The organism is Shinella sp. S4-D37 (assembly GCF_040812195.1).
Classification (GTDB): Bacteria; Pseudomonadota; Alphaproteobacteria; order Rhizobiales; family Rhizobiaceae; genus Shinella.
Genome location: NZ_JBFNXL010000002.1, coordinates 308,949 through 324,973 on the forward strand (window position 1 = coordinate 308,949; position 16,025 = coordinate 324,973).

Below are 16,025 nucleotides of genomic sequence, written 5' to 3' on the forward strand. Positions count from 1 at the left end.
GATAGTGCAAAAACACGAACGTTGCTCTCGCTATCTCGGTTAACCGGGTCGTCGCCGAAGATCGTTATCCAGACGAAGGCCTGTTTTTCCAAGCTTCTTCACTTTCTCGTTGTCGGAGTGCCGTAACTTTGATCCCGCTCTGAGGCCAGATCAGCGCCAGCATCACGTCGACGCTGTCCGGCGCGTCGAAATCGACCGGCGTTGCCAGGTCGATGAGTGCACAGGGGGGGGCGAGAGCAAGCCTGCACCATCGCATGGGGCATGGCAATGCCCCGGCCGAGGGCGGTGGAGCCGAGTGCTTCCCTGCCCATGAGCGCGGCTTTGACGTCCCCGTATGCGATACCGGCTTTCTTCGTGAGCCGGTCGGCCGCAAGGGCGATCGCCGCTTCCTTGTGCGGCTCGATGGCGGCCAGTGATATGTCCATGGCGAGAAACGGTGTGTGATTGTCCATTGCGATCTCCAATAGGCATCCGATGCGAGCCGATCCGGTCCTGCGCGCGGTCGCCCGCGCCTTGGAAGAGGCGGGCCGCAGCCGGCTTACATGGACATATTGGGACGGGCCGGCCAGGGTCAGGAGCACATGAGCAGACGTGGCCTAGTTTCGTGGCCGGCGCGATGCGTGTTCATTGAGCGACTATCGGCCACAGAGATGGGAAAGTCAAATAACTGAAAAAAAAGAAAAATCCGGCGTGTCTTGCTTTGTCTGGCCGACGACCCCACATCACTGGCATGTGCATGGAAACGTTCATCAAGGTGTCGAGGCTTGCCGGCGAAGCACGTGTTTCGACCCGGAGCGGCGTTTTCCCATTTCTTGAATGCCGCACATAGCCTGCTCCGGGAATTTTGAAGATTGCGGTTCATTTCAGCGATGCCATTGCGTCGCGCAGATGGAGCGTATCCATGAGACATCCCCTTTCCTTGCGATTCTGCATTTCCTGCAACCGTCCCCTGCCGCGCGCTGCCCGTCGCTGCCCGTGGTGCAAGCGGCTGAGTGTTGTTCACGCCGGCTTGCCGCTCCTGTGCGGGGATGACCGAGCCGTACGCCGGGCCGGCTCTGCGGGAGGACGGCCATGATGGGCGCGGTGAGGGAGCAGGCTGGTGGCGTGCCCGCCGGGGTGTTGCAACAATATGGAGTGATACCCTGGCGGAAGGACCGGCGTGGCCGCATGCGCGTGTTGCTCGTGACGTCGCGGGGGCGCGGGCGCTGGGTCGTGCCGAAAGGACTGCCCCGGAAGGATAGGCCGCCCTATCTTTCGGCGGCGATGGACGCTTTCGCAGAGGCCGGCGTGATCGGCGATATCCTGACGCACCCTCTGGCGGGCTATCGCTATGCCAGGGAGGTAGCCGACGGGACACAGCAGCGTTGTCATGTGACCCTGTTCGGCCTGCGCGTGCGCGGCACGCTGACGAACTGGCCCGAACGCGCTCAGCGGATGCGGGCCTGGTTCGATCCGGAGGAGGCGGCGGGCATGGTGCAGAATGCGGAGCTAGCACGGGCTATATGCGCCGTACAACCCTCCTGAAAGCGCCATCGTCTTATAGGGAAGGAGGGACGACATAACGATTCGCTCAGGAGCATTGGAGGATGTGGAAATGAACAGGAAAAAACTGAACGTGCATGTGGAAGATGCCTAGTTGCGAGGGGCCATTCGCAATCAAACAAATCGTTGCACATGGTTCCTCCGTTCAGCGGACACGCTCATGATCTGATTTCCAATGTAACGTAGATGAAGCGCACTTAGACGTTACGCTCTATAAGTTTGGATAAACAGGCTAGCTGATTGCGGTTACAGACGAACCGAGCCGACCTAAGCTCACTAGGCATGGTCCAAACTGATATATTACTGCGTGGGATAAATAGCTTTTGCCTTGGTGAGATAGTCGATCATATCGACTGAGAGATAATCGTGGAGGTGGGTGAGGTTACATTGCCTTGGAGGGAAGAAATCATGGGTGTCAGCTCAGGAAGAAGTAATTCATGCTCGAAATCCTCACGTCACTCTAGATGCAGCAAGAAGTGCAACTGATTTCGTGAGCACCATCGCTTGTTCATAAGCTTTGCAGCGCGTAGGCGGCGTCCTGAAGCGCGAAGCGTCAAATCGTTAACTACTTTAGTGTTGAATGATGTTTGGGACCGTGCGCGCGGACCCAGGGTTTAGTAATCCCCGGCATACAGGTTCGGCGCCCACCGTTTAACGCCCGATTCCAATCAAAGCTCGATGGGGCCGAGCATTGTCGGATTACTAGGCTCCTGATTGCCAGGGGTGAGGAATGGAAGACAGGCGCGCATCGCATTTTCCTTCCAGTGGATGGGCCTGATTTGGCGCCCACCTCAATCTCCCCACTGCTAATACCTCGGCATGATGCCGCGAATGTCGCCGAATGAGAACGGCACGTGCGTTCAACGGACGCATGACGACACGGATCATCTGAGGAGGGCCGGGGGCCATGGGGGTTCTGCAGGGCAGAAATCATCGTGAGGCAACACAGGGGGTGGCGCGTTTTTTACCGCCTTCCATGCCCGCCATGGTTATGGCGCTGCTGACGGCGGCCGGCCTTCTCGCTGCGGACTATGCGCCGCCATCGACCGGACAAATGGCGGTCGTGTTTCCCATCCTCACCGACGAAATGACCGCGTGGCAGATCGTCGTAGCCTCCGGCGGCTCGATCGTCGCACCTTCCCGATTCTCAAACATCGTCGTCGCCTACGCGCCCGACCCGGAATTCGCCTCGCGCGTCCGTTCGGGAGGTGCACTTTTTACCCTTGCGGCAAGGGGTCTCTGTGAGCCGCTGACATCACAAGCTCAACCAGTTTCAAGGTGATCCCATGACACTCGACCACGTCCGCAGGCTCTCTACCATAGCCCTCTGCGCAATCGTTGCCATTCTTGCCTTCGGCACACTCACGACCGACTGGGCGGTGCAGGGTTCCTTCGGCCTGGCTTCCGCGCTCGCCGTCGCCGGGCTCCTGGGGGTCGGGGCGACCTACGCCGCGATGCGCCAGGGCGACGCCCTGCGGCTCATGGTCGTGACGGTCCTGATGGCAGAGATCGTGGCGCTGCTAATCGCCGCGCGGGGTCATCCCTGGCAAACCGACATTCACATGGCGTTTTTCGCGGCCCTGGCGATCAGCGCCCTGATGTACGATATCCGTGTCATCCTGCTCGGGGCAGCGCTCGTCGCGGTGCATCACCTGGGCCTCGGCATGAGCCTCGACACCCTGGTTTTCTATGGCGGCGGAAGCCTCGGCCGGGTGGTCCTGCACGCCGTGATCCTCGTGCTCGAAACCGTGGCTCTCGTCTGGATGATCGAGCAGACCCACAAGCTTCTTTCCGTTGCCCGTGACAATGAGGAGCAGGCGCGCACAGAAGCCGACAAGGCGACCGGCCTGGTGGCGACCGCGCTCGATGCGCAGGGCAAGATTGCCGCAATCTCGCGCGCCCAGGCGGTCATCGAGTTCACGCCGGAGGGCGAGATCCTGAACGCCAACGAGAATTTCCTGTCCACGCTCGGCTATCAGCTGGCCGAGATTGCCGGCCGCCATCATCGCATGTTCGTTGAGCCCGCATACCAGCAGAGCCCGGACTATGCCGAATTCTGGCACCGGCTGCGCAGCGGCGAGTTCGTCGCGGAAGAGTTCAAGCGCATCGGCAAGGGCGGGCGCGATGTCTGGATCCAGGCATCCTACAACCCGATCTTCGATAAAGACAGGAACGTCATCAAGGTGGTGAAGTTCGCCACCGATATTACAGGACGGGTCCATGCCGTGAACGAGATCGGTGCGGGTCTCGGACAGGTTGCGGCCGGCAACCTAACATGCGAGATCACGGAGCCCTTCATCCCGGCTCTCGACACGCTGCGGCGCGACTTCAACAATTCCGTCGAGACCCTGCGCAGCGCCTTGCAGACAGTGGCGCAAAACGCATCGTCCATCGATGGCGCGGCCGGCGAGGTCAGTTCGGCCGCCAACGACCTGGCGAAACGCACGGAACATCAGGCCGCCTCGGTCGAGGAAACCGCCGCGGCGCTCAATCAGATCACGACAACGGTGTCGAATTCCGCCAAGCGGGCCGAGGAAGCCGGTAGCGTCGTCACGCGGACCAGGGCCAGCGCCGAGAAGTCCGGAGCGATCGTCCAACAGGCGGTGACGACGATGGGCGAGATCGAGCGCTCATCTCGCGCGATCGGTTCCATCACCGACATGATGGATGAGATCGCCTTTCAAACGAACCTGCTGGCGCTCAACGCCGGCGTCGAAGCCGCGCGCGCCGGCGAGGCGGGGAAGGGCTTCGCCGTCGTTGCGCAGGAAGTGCGCGAACTGGCGCAACGGTCCGCCAGTGCTGCAAAGGAAATCAAGGCACTCATTGCCAAATCGGACCAGGAGGTCAAATCCGGCGTGACGCTCGTTGCCGAGACCGGCGAGGCCCTGCAGACCATCATTGCGGATGTGCAGGAGATCAGCGGACACGTTCTCGCAATCGTCGAGGCGTCGCGCGAGCAATCGACCGCGATCGGGGAAATCAACACGGCCGTCAGCTCGATCGACCAGGGCACACAACAGAATGCGGCAATCGTTGAGGAAACGTCTGCGGCGAGTGGCAGTCTCGCGTCTCAGGCCGAACAGTTGAAGGCTCTGCTTGCCAATTTCCGCCTCGAACCCGGCCGGGAAGGTCTTCATCGGCGGTTAGAGAGGACGTCGCCCGCGCGCGCAGCGTGAAGATATCGGCGCTAACGACAAATTTGCGGCTCGCCGTCCGCGCGCGCAGCACATTGAGAACAAACAGAACAGCTGCGATGCTTAATACCGTTTCAACTACATTCCAGCTAAGTGGAAATACCAGTGTTCTAAATGAGGCGGATGCCTTGGGAAGCATCTTCGAATGATGACAGTGATAGAATGTATTGCCGAATACCACAACCTGTGGCTGGTGTTGCTGGCTGCGCTATTGTGCGTCGTCGGTTCATGGGTGACGGCTCGGCTGTTCCAGCGGACAACCAGCACCTCCGGCGGCCAACGGTATGGCTGGCTGTTCATGACGGCGCTCGCGGCCGGGGTTGCGATCTGGTGCACCCATTTCGTCGCCATGCTCAGCTTCGACGTCGGAGCGCCGGTCGGATTTGATCCGGCTATGACAGTCGCTTCCCTGCTTATCGCCGTTGTCGGCAGCACGATCGGCTTCGTGCTTGCCGGTAGCCGCTGGACAGGTTTCATACCCGCCCTCGGCGGCGCCATCGTCGGCCTGGCGATCGCGGCCATGCACTACACCGGCATGATGGCCTATCGCGTGCAGGGCATCGTGTCATGGGATATGCCCCATCTGGTCGCTTCGATCGTGCTTTCGGTCGGCCTGTCGGCGCTGGCGCTCCATCTTGCCATGCGCCCCGGCCGGCACACACCCACCTACATGGCCGGCGTGCTGGCCCTGGCTATCGTCACGCTGCATTTCACCGGCATGACCGCGTTGCGCGTCGAACCGTTGATGGTGGATGGCTCGTTCTCGAACCCCGAGGCATTGCAGACGCTCGCCATCGCCATCGCGGCCATGTCTTTCGTCATCGTCGGGACAGGACTGGTCAGCTACTTGATCGATGACAGCTCGCAGGCGGACTCGATGGAACGGCTGCGACGCCTGGCGCTGAACGACACGCTCACCGGCCTGCCGAACCGCGCCAACTTCAATGAACGCCTCGATCTCGAACTGTCGCTGGCCCTGGAACGCAGGGGCAGGCTTGCTTTGGTCGGCATCGACCTCAACCGCTTCAAGGAGATCAACGACCTGCGCGGCCACAATGCTGGCGACGAGGTGTTGCGCGTCCTTGGCCGGCGCATTAAAAGCCTTCTGAGCGAGGATGAGCGAGAGTTCGTCGCCAGGACAGGCGGCGATGAGTTCTCGGCCCTTTATCGCATGGACGATGCGCATGGCATCTCCGATTTGCTCGTCCGTCTTGGAGAGGCTCTGTTCAAGCCGATCCTGTTCGATGGCGCGGAGATCATACCAGGGGCGAGCTTCGGCGTGGCGGTCTTCCCCACCGATGCCTCCGACAAAGAAAGCCTCATCAACAATGCCGATCTCGCCATGTATCGGGCGAAGGCCGATCCGCTGCGCAACGTCTGCTTCTATGAGGCAGGCATGGATGAGAAGATCAAGGCGCGCCGATCACTGGCCGCCGATCTGCGCCAGGCGCTCACCCGGCATGAACTCTCACTGCGCTACCAGGTGCAGACGGCGGTCTCGACGGGGGAGATACGCGGTTACGAGGCGCTGTTGCGTTGGGAGCATCCGCAGCTTGGCCCGATCGGCCCGACCGAGTTCATTCCCCTGGCCGAAGAAAACGGCCTCATCCTGCCGATCGGGGAGTGGGTGCTGCGAACGGCCTGCGCGGAAGCGGCGACGTGGGAACAGCCCTACAAGGTCGCGGTGAACCTGTCGGCCGTGCAATTCGTCCATGCCGACTTGCCCCGCATCGTCATGGAGGTTCTGGTTCAAACTGGCCTGCCGCCCGAACGGCTGGAGCTCGAGTTGACGGAATCAACGATCTTCGCGGACCGGGAACGGTCGTTGCACATGCTACGCCAGATCAAGGGCCTCGGCGTTTCCATCGCGCTCGATGACTTCGGGACCGGCTATTCCTCGCTCGATACGCTGCGCGCCTTCCCCTTCGATAAGATCAAGATCGACCGTTCCTTCTTCTCGTCGACGTCCGCCAATCCGCAGACGACCGCCATCATTCGCGCTGTACTCGCGCTTGGAAAGACCTTCGGCATCCCGGTTCTGGCGGAAGGCATCGAAACCTACGACCAGCTTTCCATGCTGAACGCCGAAGGCTGCGAGGAAGCACAAGGCTTCCTGCTCGGTCACCCGGCCGTTCTTTCCGAGATCGTCGGCAGCGGGCAGATCACGCTGAACGCCGATCAAGGCAGGAATGGCTCCCGGGAGTCCGGGACGCCCGCCGATCCCGGCCCCATTGCTGTTAGAGGCGGCAGATGACAGTGCAAGACATGTTCGACCGGATCGTTAGAACTAGAGCGGTTCCTGCCGACAATCCGGATCTGCTCAAGGCGCAGTATCGCGCCTTCTCCCGACAAATGCCGCTGATGTATCTCATCCTGCTGTCGAGCACCTGGGCCGTCTCTACCACGCATATGGCGATCGCACCGCTTTGGCTCACGGTCGGGATACCGGCCGTGCTGACGCTCGTCTGCGCCGTGCGCGTGCTGCATTGGTGGAAATCGCGCCATGTCGAGCCAACGCCAGAAACGGCCCTGCACGCCCTCAAGCGTGTGAACTATCTCGCGTTCGGCATCGCCTTCGCCTTCACGGGCTGGTCGTTCCTGCTGTTCCCCTATGGCGGCGCTTACACGCGATCGCACCTGGCCTTCTATATGGCCATTACGGTAATCTCCTGCATCTTCAGCCTGATGCACCTGCGCTCGGCTGCGCTGATCGTGACCACCATCGTCAATGGCGCCTTCATCTTCTTTTTCGCCGCGACAGGCCAGCCGACCTTCATTGCGGCATCCGTCAACATAGCGCTCGTCTCCATCGGTATGTTGGTGATCCTGAGCATCAACCAGCGTGACTTCGCGTCCATGGTGAACGCCCAGACCGAAGCCCGCCGCAAGAACGAAGAACAAAGCCGGCTGCTGAGGATGATCGACGACATGCCGGTCGCCGTGATGACGGCCGATCCGGAAACGCTCAACATCACCTATGCCAACGAGACCTCGAAGGAACTGATCCGCAAGATCGAGCACCTGTTACCGATCGAAGCCGACAAGTTAGTCGGCACCTGCATCGACGTCTTCCATAAAAACCCGCATCATCAACGCCGCCTCCTGGCCGATCCAAAGAATCTGCCGCATAGCGTCCGCATAAAGGTTGGGCCGGAAGTGCTGGACCTGAAGGTTTCGCCGGTCATGGCCGATGACGGCAGCTATATCGGTCCGATGCTCACCTGGGCGCTGGTCACCAGGGAAGTCGAGGCCGAAAGCCGCATCCGCCAGCTCGCCCACTACGACGCGCTGACCGGGCTTCCCAATCGCGTCACCTTCCGCGAGGAGCTGGCCAAGGGCCTCGCCACGCCCGGCAATCGCATCGGCCTGCTCTATCTCGACCTCGACGGCTTCAAGCTCATCAATGACACGAGAGGTCATCCTGTCGGTGACATCCTGCTCGGCCAGGTCGCCAGCCGCCTGCGCGCGATCTGCAACGGTCCGGCCATGACGGTCGGCCGCCTCGGCGGAGATGAGTTCGCGGTGCTCGTCCCGCATAACAGCGCCGAATCCGCGATGACCCTCGCCGGCAAGATTATCGAGGCCCTGAGCGAGCCCTACGACCTCGACCATGACAGGAGCATCCAGCTCGGCGCGTCCATAGGTATCGCGCTTGCGCCGGAGCATGGGGAGAGTGCCGACGCGCTGTTTGCCCGCGCCGACCTGGCGCTCTACGCGGCCAAGGCCGCCGGCAAGGCACAGGCGCATATCTTCTTGCCGGCCATGGAGACCCGCGTCCAGGAGCGTGTGCGGCTGGAGGCAAAGCTGCGCAAGGCCCTCGACACGAAAAGCGGCCTGTTCGTCTTCTATCAGCCCATCGTCAATATCGAGACGGGCAAGGTGACGGCCCGCGAGGCGCTGATCCGCTGGCACCATCCGCAACGGGGGTGGGTTTCGCCCGGCGAGTTCATCCCAATCGCTGAGCAAAGCAGCCTGATCGACCAGATCGGTGATTTCGTGCTCGATCAGGCGTGCCGGGATGCCGTGGGACGTAAGGACGGGGCGCGCGTGGCCGTCAACATCTCGGCCAGCCAGCTCGGCAAGGGCACGCTTGCCCAAACCGTGCTTTCTGCCCTGGTCACTTCCGGCCTGTCCCCCGACCGGTTGGAAATTGAAGTCACGGAAACCGCACTGCTCGGAACGGAAGCATTTGCGATGGATGACCTTCGCCGGCTGCGGGACATGGGCGTGCGGGTCGCGCTCGATGATTTCGGGACCGGTTACTCCTCGCTTGCTCATCTGCGCATCTTCCCCTTCGACAAGATCAAGATCGACGGTTCGTTCGTGAAGGAGGCTGTCGATCGGCCGGAAAGCGCGGCCGTGGTCAAGGCTGTTGCCGATCTCGGCAAGCGTCTCGGCGTCACCACCGTTGCCGAAGGTGTCGAGACGCAGGCGCAGTTCGATCGCATTCGCGAGGAGGGATGCACGGAGGTTCAAGGCTATCTCTGTGGCAGACCGGCTCCAAACGGACGGGACGCCCCGATCGTTGAGAGGTTGAACGAAGCAGCGAAGAAGGTTGTCGCCGCCTGAGCGCGCTGCCATTGGCGGAGTCAGGCTTCTTGATCGCCCACCATTCTCGCAACCGTTTGTCTACACCACGGAGCGAATGCGAAGGAGATGCATCTCGGCTCCAACGACCGGTTGTGTCAGTCATGTGACCTCGGTGGAGAACATCAACGTCTTCGTCCGTTCGTTCATGAACATGACGCGATACTGGCGGGCTTCAGCTCCACGATCGAACGGGCGGGAAGGGCGATGCCGTCTTGATCTTTCGCATCACCATGTTACCGCCGTCCATTTGCATTTCGTAAAGCTGGACAGTTCCCGCGCGTTCGGCCGTTGCACTCACCAGCCCGTCTTCGGCGCCATTATTGGTGACCTTGAGATAACAGCCGCCAACCTTGGTGCCGGGCAGCATGGCGCGTGCGTAGGGATGATCGATATGGGCATCGGGGACGCCGTATCCGTCCGAGCGCGACCGCCTTTGAATATTGCGTAAAACTGTTCAGACCCTGTCCTTATTCCCATGCATAAGGACAGTTTGACGGATGGAGATTTTGGAAGGAGACATCGGGTCACGGGTGAGCCGTCTCGAGGTGATCCACACCGGACGGCGGCGTCGATTTACGGAAGATGAGAAGCTGCGGATTGTCGCAGAAAGCTTTGCGGGGAGAGGCCGTGCGTCGGCCACGGCCCGTCAGTACGGCATCAGCCGCTCCCTGTTGAACCGTTGGCGCAAATCGGTTCGCCAGGGTTTGCACGGCCAGAAACAAACCGATGGTTTTGTGCCGGCGCTCGTCATGCCGGAAACTTTTGTACCGGTGAAGCAGGTTACTGTGCCTGCTGCGATGGAGCATCCGGTGGCGTCTGCTTCCGGTCGCATGGAGATTGTTGCAGCGAACGGCCGCCGTGTGGTCGTGGACGGCAGCGTCGACGTTGATGCGCTATTGCGGATCATGCGGGGGCTGGAGACGTTGCGGTGATCACGCTTCCTTCCGGTCAAAATGTGCGGGTGTGGATTGCAACGGGCCATACCGACATGCGGTGTGGGTTTCCATCCCTTGCGTTGCGGGTGCAGGAGGTGCTGAAACTGAACCCTTTGGACGGTAATCTTTTTGTGTTCCGCGGTCGCAGCGGAACGCTGATAAAAGTGATCTGGAGTGACGGCCAGGGGAGCTGCCTTTTTACAAAGAAGTTGGACCGCGGCCGGTTCGTCTGGCCGTCTGCGGAGGGCGGCGCGATCGCTATATCGCCTGCGCAGCTTTCTTATTTGTTGTCCGGAATTGATTGGCGCCATCCGCAGGAAACCTTTCGTCCGACGAAGGTCGGATAGTATTACTTCATTGAAAATATTGATAGAATATGATGGTATGGTTTCATGGTATCGAAGCCTTCCGATCTCCCTGCGGACCTTGCAAACGCCTATCTGGCGCTGCTTTCCGAGCGTGCGATCCTTCAGGCTGAACGCGATGTCGTTGCCGCCGAGCGCGACACCGTCATCGCCGAGCGCGACATCGCGGTAGCGCAAGCCGCCAATGCGCAGGCCATGCTGTCGGACAGTGAGGCGCTGATCGTCAGTCTGGAACTGGCGATCGAAAAGCTCCGGCGCGAACTGCGCGGTCAGAGATCCGAGCGTACGGCGCGTGTGATCGACCAGATGGAATTACAGCTCGAAGAACTCGTGATGGCCGCGACGGAGGCTGAAGTGGCGGCCCAGGCTGCTGCCGCCAGAGCTTCGAGTGTGCGTTCGTTCACACGCAAACGGCCGGTTCGCAAACCCTGGCCGGAGGATGCCGAGCGCGAGCGCGTGGTGATCGATCCTCCGACCGTCTGTGCTTGCTGCGGCGGGTCGCGCCTGTCGAAGCTGGGCGAGGATGTCAACGAAACGCTGGAGGAGATACCGCGCCGCTTCAAGGTGATCGAGACGGTTCGGGAGAAATTTACCTGCCGCGATTGCGAGGCGATCAGCCAGGCGCCAGCACCGTTCCATGCCACGCCGCGCGGCTTCATCGGTCCGCATCTGCTGGCGACGATCGTCTTCGACAAATTTGGGATGCACAGTCCGCTGAACCGCCAGAGCACAAGATTCAAATGTGAGGGCATAGACCTGTCGACCTCGACGCTGGCCGATCAGGTCGGATTTGGAACGGCGGCCCTCATGCCGGTCTACGACCTGATCGAGAAGCATGTCTTCGCGGCCGAGCGATTGCATGGTGACGACACGACCATCCCGATCCAGGCCAAGGGCAAATGCGTAACCGGGCGAATATGGACCTACATCCGGGACGACCAGCCGTTCGGGGGAACTGCTGCGCCGGCGGCGATCTATTATGCGTCGAGTGACCGGCGCGGCGAACATCCACAGAAGCACCTGGCCGAGTATGGCGGTATTCTACAGAGCGACTGCTACAATGGCTTCGAGCCGCTCGCTGTCGCCGAGACAAAGACGGCGCCGATCACCTTTGCCTTTTGCCATGCCCACTCGCGTCGGAAATTCTTTGCGCTGGCCGATATCCAGAAAAATGCCCGCGATCACAAGCGTAAAGGTAAGCCGATCTCACCGATCGCATTGGAAGCCGTCAAGCGCTATGACGAGTTGTTCGAAATCGAGCGCCAGATCAACGGTTTGAGCGCCGAAGAACGACTGGTCGTGCGGCAACAGAAGAGCAAGCCGCTGTTCGATGAGATGCGTCAGTGGTTGACGAAGGAACGCGCCACGCTCAGCAGATCGTCCGAGGTCATCGAGCCGATCGATTACATGCTCAAGCGCTGGGAGGGCTTTGCCCTTTTCCTCCAAGACGGAAGGGTTTGTCTCACGAATAACGCCGCGGAACGGGCGCTGAGAGGTATCGCGTTAGGAAGGCGGAACTGGACGTTCGCCGGTTCCCAGCGTGGAGCCGATCGTGCCGCCGTCATGCTGACCGTCATCACCACATGCCGCCTCAACGATGTCGACCCAAAGGCATGGCTTGCCGATGTCTTCGCCCGCATCGCCGATCTGCCCGTCTCCCGCTTGCACGAACTGCTCCCATGGGAGTGGAAAAGCCTGCGCCAGGCCGAAAAAGCCTCTGCTCAGATCACTGCCTGAATCTTATCCGCATCATACATCAGCAATGATCCGCGCACGCGACCCAGTTCCGCGGTTCCCGGCGTATGGATATCGCCGTCATCGACAACCGCATCATCTATTGCGGCAGCCAGAACTGCGCTGATCCCGAATTCCTGTCCAAGGCGAAGTTCGCCCTCTGGGTCGACGTATTGATGCGTTTCGAGGGGCCGGTGGTGCGGCAGAACCAGCATCTCTTCGCCAGCGACTGGATGGGCAATGGCGGCGGTGACATCGGAGATCTCCTGCGCCGGCCGATGGCGGGGACGAAGTCCGGCTTCACCGCGCAGGTCATCGCCACCGGCCCCACCTTCCGCAATTCGGCCATGCCGGAAATGTTCGAGACCCTCATCTATGTGGCGAAGCACTCGCTCTTCATCACGACACCCTATTACGTTCCGGACGCGGCCATTCAGGCCGCGCTCTGCGCCTGCGCAAACCGAGGCGTCGAGACGGCCATTGTCTTCTCCGCCCGCAATGATGACCGGGCTGCTTCACGCCAAGACGGTGACAATGGACGGGGAAATCACGCTGATCGGCTCGGTGAGCATGGACTGGCGCAGATTCGATCTCAACGACGAGAACAACATTCTCGTTGAGGATGTGGAATTGACCGATACGCTACACGCCTGGTAATCGATCTATCTCATGCAATGCCGGCGGATCCTGCCAGAAGAAGTCCAATCCTGGGCCGTCGGGCGGCGCTTTTGGAACAATATTCTCGCCATTCTCGGCCCGGTTTTGTGACCGTGTAGGCTACTCGCCAAGGATATGCGTATTCCGTCGCCCCTATCGAGCCCGTCAGCCATCCCACGATTGCTTGGCTGGCGCCGGCTCGGACTCCGTTCGTTGCGATGCTAATTTCTCCGAAACTCTTTGTGCTTTGCAGGATGATGTCTGCCGGCGACAAGCTGAATCGTGGGCTTGCGATTGGTGCCTCGCAGTGGGGGTACATCTTGCAATTCGGAATCATGTGGATTAGATGTGGTTACGTAACCACGACCTTGGAGGCTTGTTATGACCGTTACCACGCTTTCAGGCCGAGAACTCAATGAGGACCTTGGCCGTGCAAAACGCGCTGCCAAGGAGGGGCCGGTGATCATCACCGACAGGGGACGGCCTGCGCATGTCCTCTTGTCGTTCGACGAGTACAAACGGCTGACCGGTAAAATGCGGACGCTCGGTGACATGCTGGCTGCGCCGGGAGCAGAAAGCATTGACTTGCCGATCCCGCCGCGCACGGAGCGTTCCCGGCCGGTCGATCTGTCCTGATGCTGTTACTCGATACCAATGTCGTGTCCGAGCTGCGCAAGGTCGCGAGCGGCAGGGCACATCCTAATGTCGCGGCATGGAACGAAACCGTCGATCCAGCCGAAACCTTCATTTCGTCTGTGGTCCTGCACGAGCTGGAGATTGGTGTGCGGCTGGTGGAACATAATGATGCCATCGCCGGGAAGGTACTGCGTAGCTGGCTGGAAAATACGGTCCTCACGGCTTTTTCAGGTCGTATCCTGCCTCTTGACGAGGCAGCGGCTGTTCAGGCGGCACAATGGCATGTGCCCAATCCCAAACCAATCAATGACGCCTATATTGCGGCGACCGCCCTTAATCGGCGTATGACACTGGTAACGCGCAACATCAAGGATTTCGAGGGAATGGGAGTTGCGCTCACCAATCCGTGGGATCCCTAGCATAACTTCCCTACGCTTTTCCCTGAAGCCTCAGCCTAGTCACCCGGAACCGAATTAGGCATCATTGATGTGATGTGGCTTCGGGGAGTTGATGATGCGTGGTCGGGGGTCTGTTGCAATTGATCTCAGTGTTGATGAGCGCGGTTTTCTTGAAGCCCAGTTGCGCAGGCACAAGGCAGCGCGGTCGCTTTCGGACAGATGCCGGATCGTGCTTCGATGCGCGGATGGCCTGAACAGCAAGGAAGTTGCGGCCGAACTCGGCCATTCTGAGCACACGGTCGGCAAGTGGCGGCGGCGCTTTGCCGAACACCGGATCGAAGGGCTTTCGGACGAATATCGCGCGGGCCGGCCACGCACGGTGTCCGATGCGCAGGTGGCGGCTGTCATCACCCGCACATTGGAGACCACGCCGAAGGATGCCACCCATTGGTCGATCCGTTCTATGGCCTCCGTCACGGGGTTGTCGCACACTACAATTCGCCGGATCTGGACCGCCTTCGGCTTGCAGCCGCATCGGAGCGAGACCTTCAAGCTCTCGACCGACCCGCTGTTCGTGGACAAGGTGCAGGATATCGTCGGCCTCTACATGGCACCGCCGAACCGGGCCATCGTCTTGTGCGTGGACGAAAAATCCCAGATCCAGGCGCTTGATCGGGAACAGCCCGTCCTGCCGATGGCCCCCGGCGTGGCCGAACGCAGGACCCATACCTACATCCGCCACGGCACGACATCGCTCTTTGCCGCGCTCGACATCGCGACCGGGGCGGTGATCGGCAAATGCTACAAGCGCCATCGCGCTACCGAGTTCCTCGATTTCCTCAAACGGATTGACACGGCCATGCCGCCAGAGCGAGACGTGCATCTGGTGATGGACAACTATGCCACCCACAAGACCCCGAAGATCAAGGCATGGCTCGCGCGCCGCCCACACTGGCATGTCCACTTCACACCCACCTCAGCATCGTGGATCAATCAGGTCGAGCGCTGGTTTGCGGAACTGACCCGCAAGCAGTTGCTGCGCGGCGTCCACCGTTCTACCGCCGAACTGGAGGCCGACATCAACGCCTTCATCGAGGCACACAACGAAAACCCCAGGCCCTACCGATGGGTCAAATCCGCAGATGAGATCCTCGCAGCCGTCAAACGCTTCTGCCAGAAAACGATGACACGAACTTCAGATTCGGGTGACTAGGGGATGGCACGCTTTGCCCGATCGTACGGAGCCAGCTTTCTGTTTTTGATTTTGGAGCCTTGTTCCAGGCCTGATCGCAATATGGACAGGCGCTCGTCGATGGACTCGACTCCGCTTCGATCCTACTCACCATGCCGTCGAGCTCGTCCAGCGCTTCTAGAATAAGCGCCTGCAGGAGTCTGTTCTCCCCTCCGCCGACATGGCGGAACCGTTCTCCTTTTCGAGGATGCAAAGGCTCTGCGTCCTGGCTTCGGGCTCCGCCAACCTGGTTGTCCATCCGCGAAACGCGCGGATGGACGGTCGTTTGGAAATCATCGCTCGTGGCGCCGTGTTAAGCGGTCGTCAGAATTCCTCCCATGTGTCCTGCTTGACGGCGGCATTGCCGACAAAGGCGGCGGCAAGCTTGCGGCCGAGGGCGCGGACTGGCGAGGCGGCCAGGGCTTCCGCACCCGTCGTACGGCGAACAGGAGCCGATGCCTGGTGCGATCCGGAGAGCTTGAACAGCCTCAGAAGTTCGTTGAGCGACACGACTTCCCGCGAGAGGCTATGCGTTGCTGCGGTCGTTTCCTCCACCATGGCCGCGTTCTTCTGGGTGTCCTGGTCCATCTGGTTGACGGCGGTGTTGATCTGCTGGCGTCCGGAGGACTGCTCCTGCTCCTGCGCCGCGTCCACGATCGCGTTGACGTGGCGGTTGATCTCCTGCACCTCGGCAACGATGGTTTCAAGCGCGCGGCCCGTATTCGCACGACGCTCGGTGGCGT

15 protein-coding genes and 1 pseudogene are annotated in these 16,025 nt (G+C 60.6%); 12 read left to right on the top strand and 4 right to left on the bottom strand.

Annotation, left to right across the window (positions count from 1 at the left end):
- Positions 1-98: 98 nt before the first annotated feature.
- Positions 99-452: a PTS sugar transporter subunit IIA gene (locus AB3G45_RS03440; protein ID WP_367829238.1), complete on the bottom strand. Its 354-nt coding sequence runs from the start codon at positions 450-452 to the stop codon at positions 99-101.
- Positions 453-1,071: 619 nt separating this feature from the next.
- On the opposite strand from AB3G45_RS03440, the gene AB3G45_RS03445 reads away from it, so the two are divergent.
- The 5 genes from AB3G45_RS03445 to AB3G45_RS03465 all read left to right on the top strand — a co-directional run bounded on the left by AB3G45_RS03445 (position 1,072) and on the right by AB3G45_RS03465 (position 9,305).
- Entirely contained in the window at positions 1,072-1,524 is a 453-nt protein-coding gene (locus AB3G45_RS03445) for an NUDIX hydrolase (RefSeq protein WP_367829239.1), read from the top strand.
- A 925-nt stretch (positions 1,525-2,449) separates the two neighbouring features.
- Positions 2,450-2,824: a hypothetical protein gene (locus AB3G45_RS03450; protein WP_367829240.1), complete on the top strand. Its 375-nt coding sequence runs from the start codon at positions 2,450-2,452 to the stop codon at positions 2,822-2,824.
- A 4-nt stretch (positions 2,825-2,828) separates the two neighbouring features.
- Positions 2,829-4,718 (top strand): methyl-accepting chemotaxis protein, encoded by a 1,890-nt coding sequence (locus AB3G45_RS03455; RefSeq protein ID WP_367829241.1) that lies wholly within the window; start codon positions 2,829-2,831, stop codon positions 4,716-4,718.
- Between the two features lie 163 nt (positions 4,719-4,881).
- On the top strand, positions 4,882-6,990 hold the full coding sequence (locus tag AB3G45_RS03460; RefSeq protein WP_367829242.1) for a putative bifunctional diguanylate cyclase/phosphodiesterase: 2,109 nt from the start codon (positions 4,882-4,884) through the stop codon (positions 6,988-6,990).
- Entirely contained in the window at positions 6,987-9,305 is a 2,319-nt protein-coding gene (locus AB3G45_RS03465) for a putative bifunctional diguanylate cyclase/phosphodiesterase (RefSeq protein ID WP_367829243.1), read from the top strand. The genes AB3G45_RS03460 and AB3G45_RS03465 overlap by 4 nt, the downstream gene beginning before the upstream one ends.
- Positions 9,306-9,498: 193 nt before the next feature.
- Here AB3G45_RS03465 and AB3G45_RS03470 read toward each other — a convergent pair whose 3' ends face one another.
- On the bottom strand, positions 9,499-9,693 hold the full coding sequence (locus tag AB3G45_RS03470; protein WP_367829244.1) for a copper chaperone PCu(A)C: 195 nt from the start codon (positions 9,691-9,693) through the stop codon (positions 9,499-9,501).
- A gap of 130 nt (positions 9,694-9,823) precedes the next feature.
- On the opposite strand from AB3G45_RS03470, the gene AB3G45_RS03475 reads away from it, so the two are divergent.
- Genes AB3G45_RS03475 through AB3G45_RS03485 form a run of 3 tightly spaced genes read left to right on the top strand, consistent with a single transcriptional unit; the run spans position 9,824 to position 12,363 of the window.
- A complete protein-coding gene (locus AB3G45_RS03475) occupies positions 9,824-10,258 on the top strand; it encodes a transposase (protein WP_367829245.1) in 435 nt (144 codons plus the stop codon).
- Positions 10,255-10,608, top strand: coding sequence for an IS66 family insertion sequence element accessory protein TnpB (gene tnpB, locus AB3G45_RS03480; RefSeq protein WP_367829246.1), 354 nt, complete (start codon positions 10,255-10,257; stop codon positions 10,606-10,608). The genes AB3G45_RS03475 and tnpB overlap by 4 nt, the downstream gene beginning before the upstream one ends.
- 45 nt (positions 10,609-10,653) lie before the next feature.
- Positions 10,654-12,363: an IS66 family transposase gene (locus AB3G45_RS03485; RefSeq protein ID WP_367829247.1), complete on the top strand. Its 1,710-nt coding sequence runs from the start codon at positions 10,654-10,656 to the stop codon at positions 12,361-12,363.
- On the opposite strand, the gene AB3G45_RS03490 is transcribed toward AB3G45_RS03485, so the two are convergent.
- Positions 12,348-12,749: a hypothetical protein gene (locus AB3G45_RS03490; RefSeq protein WP_367829248.1), complete on the bottom strand. Its 402-nt coding sequence runs from the start codon at positions 12,747-12,749 to the stop codon at positions 12,348-12,350. The genes AB3G45_RS03485 and AB3G45_RS03490 overlap by 16 nt on opposite strands.
- 145 nt (positions 12,750-12,894) lie before the next feature.
- On the opposite strand from AB3G45_RS03490, the gene AB3G45_RS03495 reads away from it, so the two are divergent.
- The 4 genes from AB3G45_RS03495 to AB3G45_RS03510 all read left to right on the top strand — a co-directional run bounded on the left by AB3G45_RS03495 (position 12,895) and on the right by AB3G45_RS03510 (position 15,264).
- On the top strand, positions 12,895-13,017 hold the full coding sequence (locus AB3G45_RS03495; RefSeq protein WP_367829348.1) for a hypothetical protein: 123 nt from the start codon (positions 12,895-12,897) through the stop codon (positions 13,015-13,017).
- Between the two features lie 381 nt (positions 13,018-13,398).
- Entirely contained in the window at positions 13,399-13,653 is a 255-nt protein-coding gene (locus AB3G45_RS03500; protein ID WP_367829249.1) for a type II toxin-antitoxin system Phd/YefM family antitoxin, read from the top strand.
- Positions 13,653-14,072: a type II toxin-antitoxin system VapC family toxin gene (locus AB3G45_RS03505; protein WP_367829250.1), complete on the top strand. Its 420-nt coding sequence runs from the start codon at positions 13,653-13,655 to the stop codon at positions 14,070-14,072. The genes AB3G45_RS03500 and AB3G45_RS03505 overlap by 1 nt, the downstream gene beginning before the upstream one ends.
- A gap of 94 nt (positions 14,073-14,166) precedes the next feature.
- Positions 14,167-15,264, top strand: a complete 1,098-nt coding sequence (locus tag AB3G45_RS03510) for an IS630 family transposase (protein WP_367829349.1) — start codon at positions 14,167-14,169, stop codon at positions 15,262-15,264.
- A gap of 342 nt (positions 15,265-15,606) precedes the next feature.
- Here AB3G45_RS03510 and AB3G45_RS03515 read toward each other — a convergent pair.
- Positions 15,607-16,002: pseudogene (locus tag AB3G45_RS03515) on the bottom strand (chemotaxis protein); the annotation flags it as partial.
- Between the last annotated feature and the right edge of the window lie 23 nt (positions 16,003-16,025).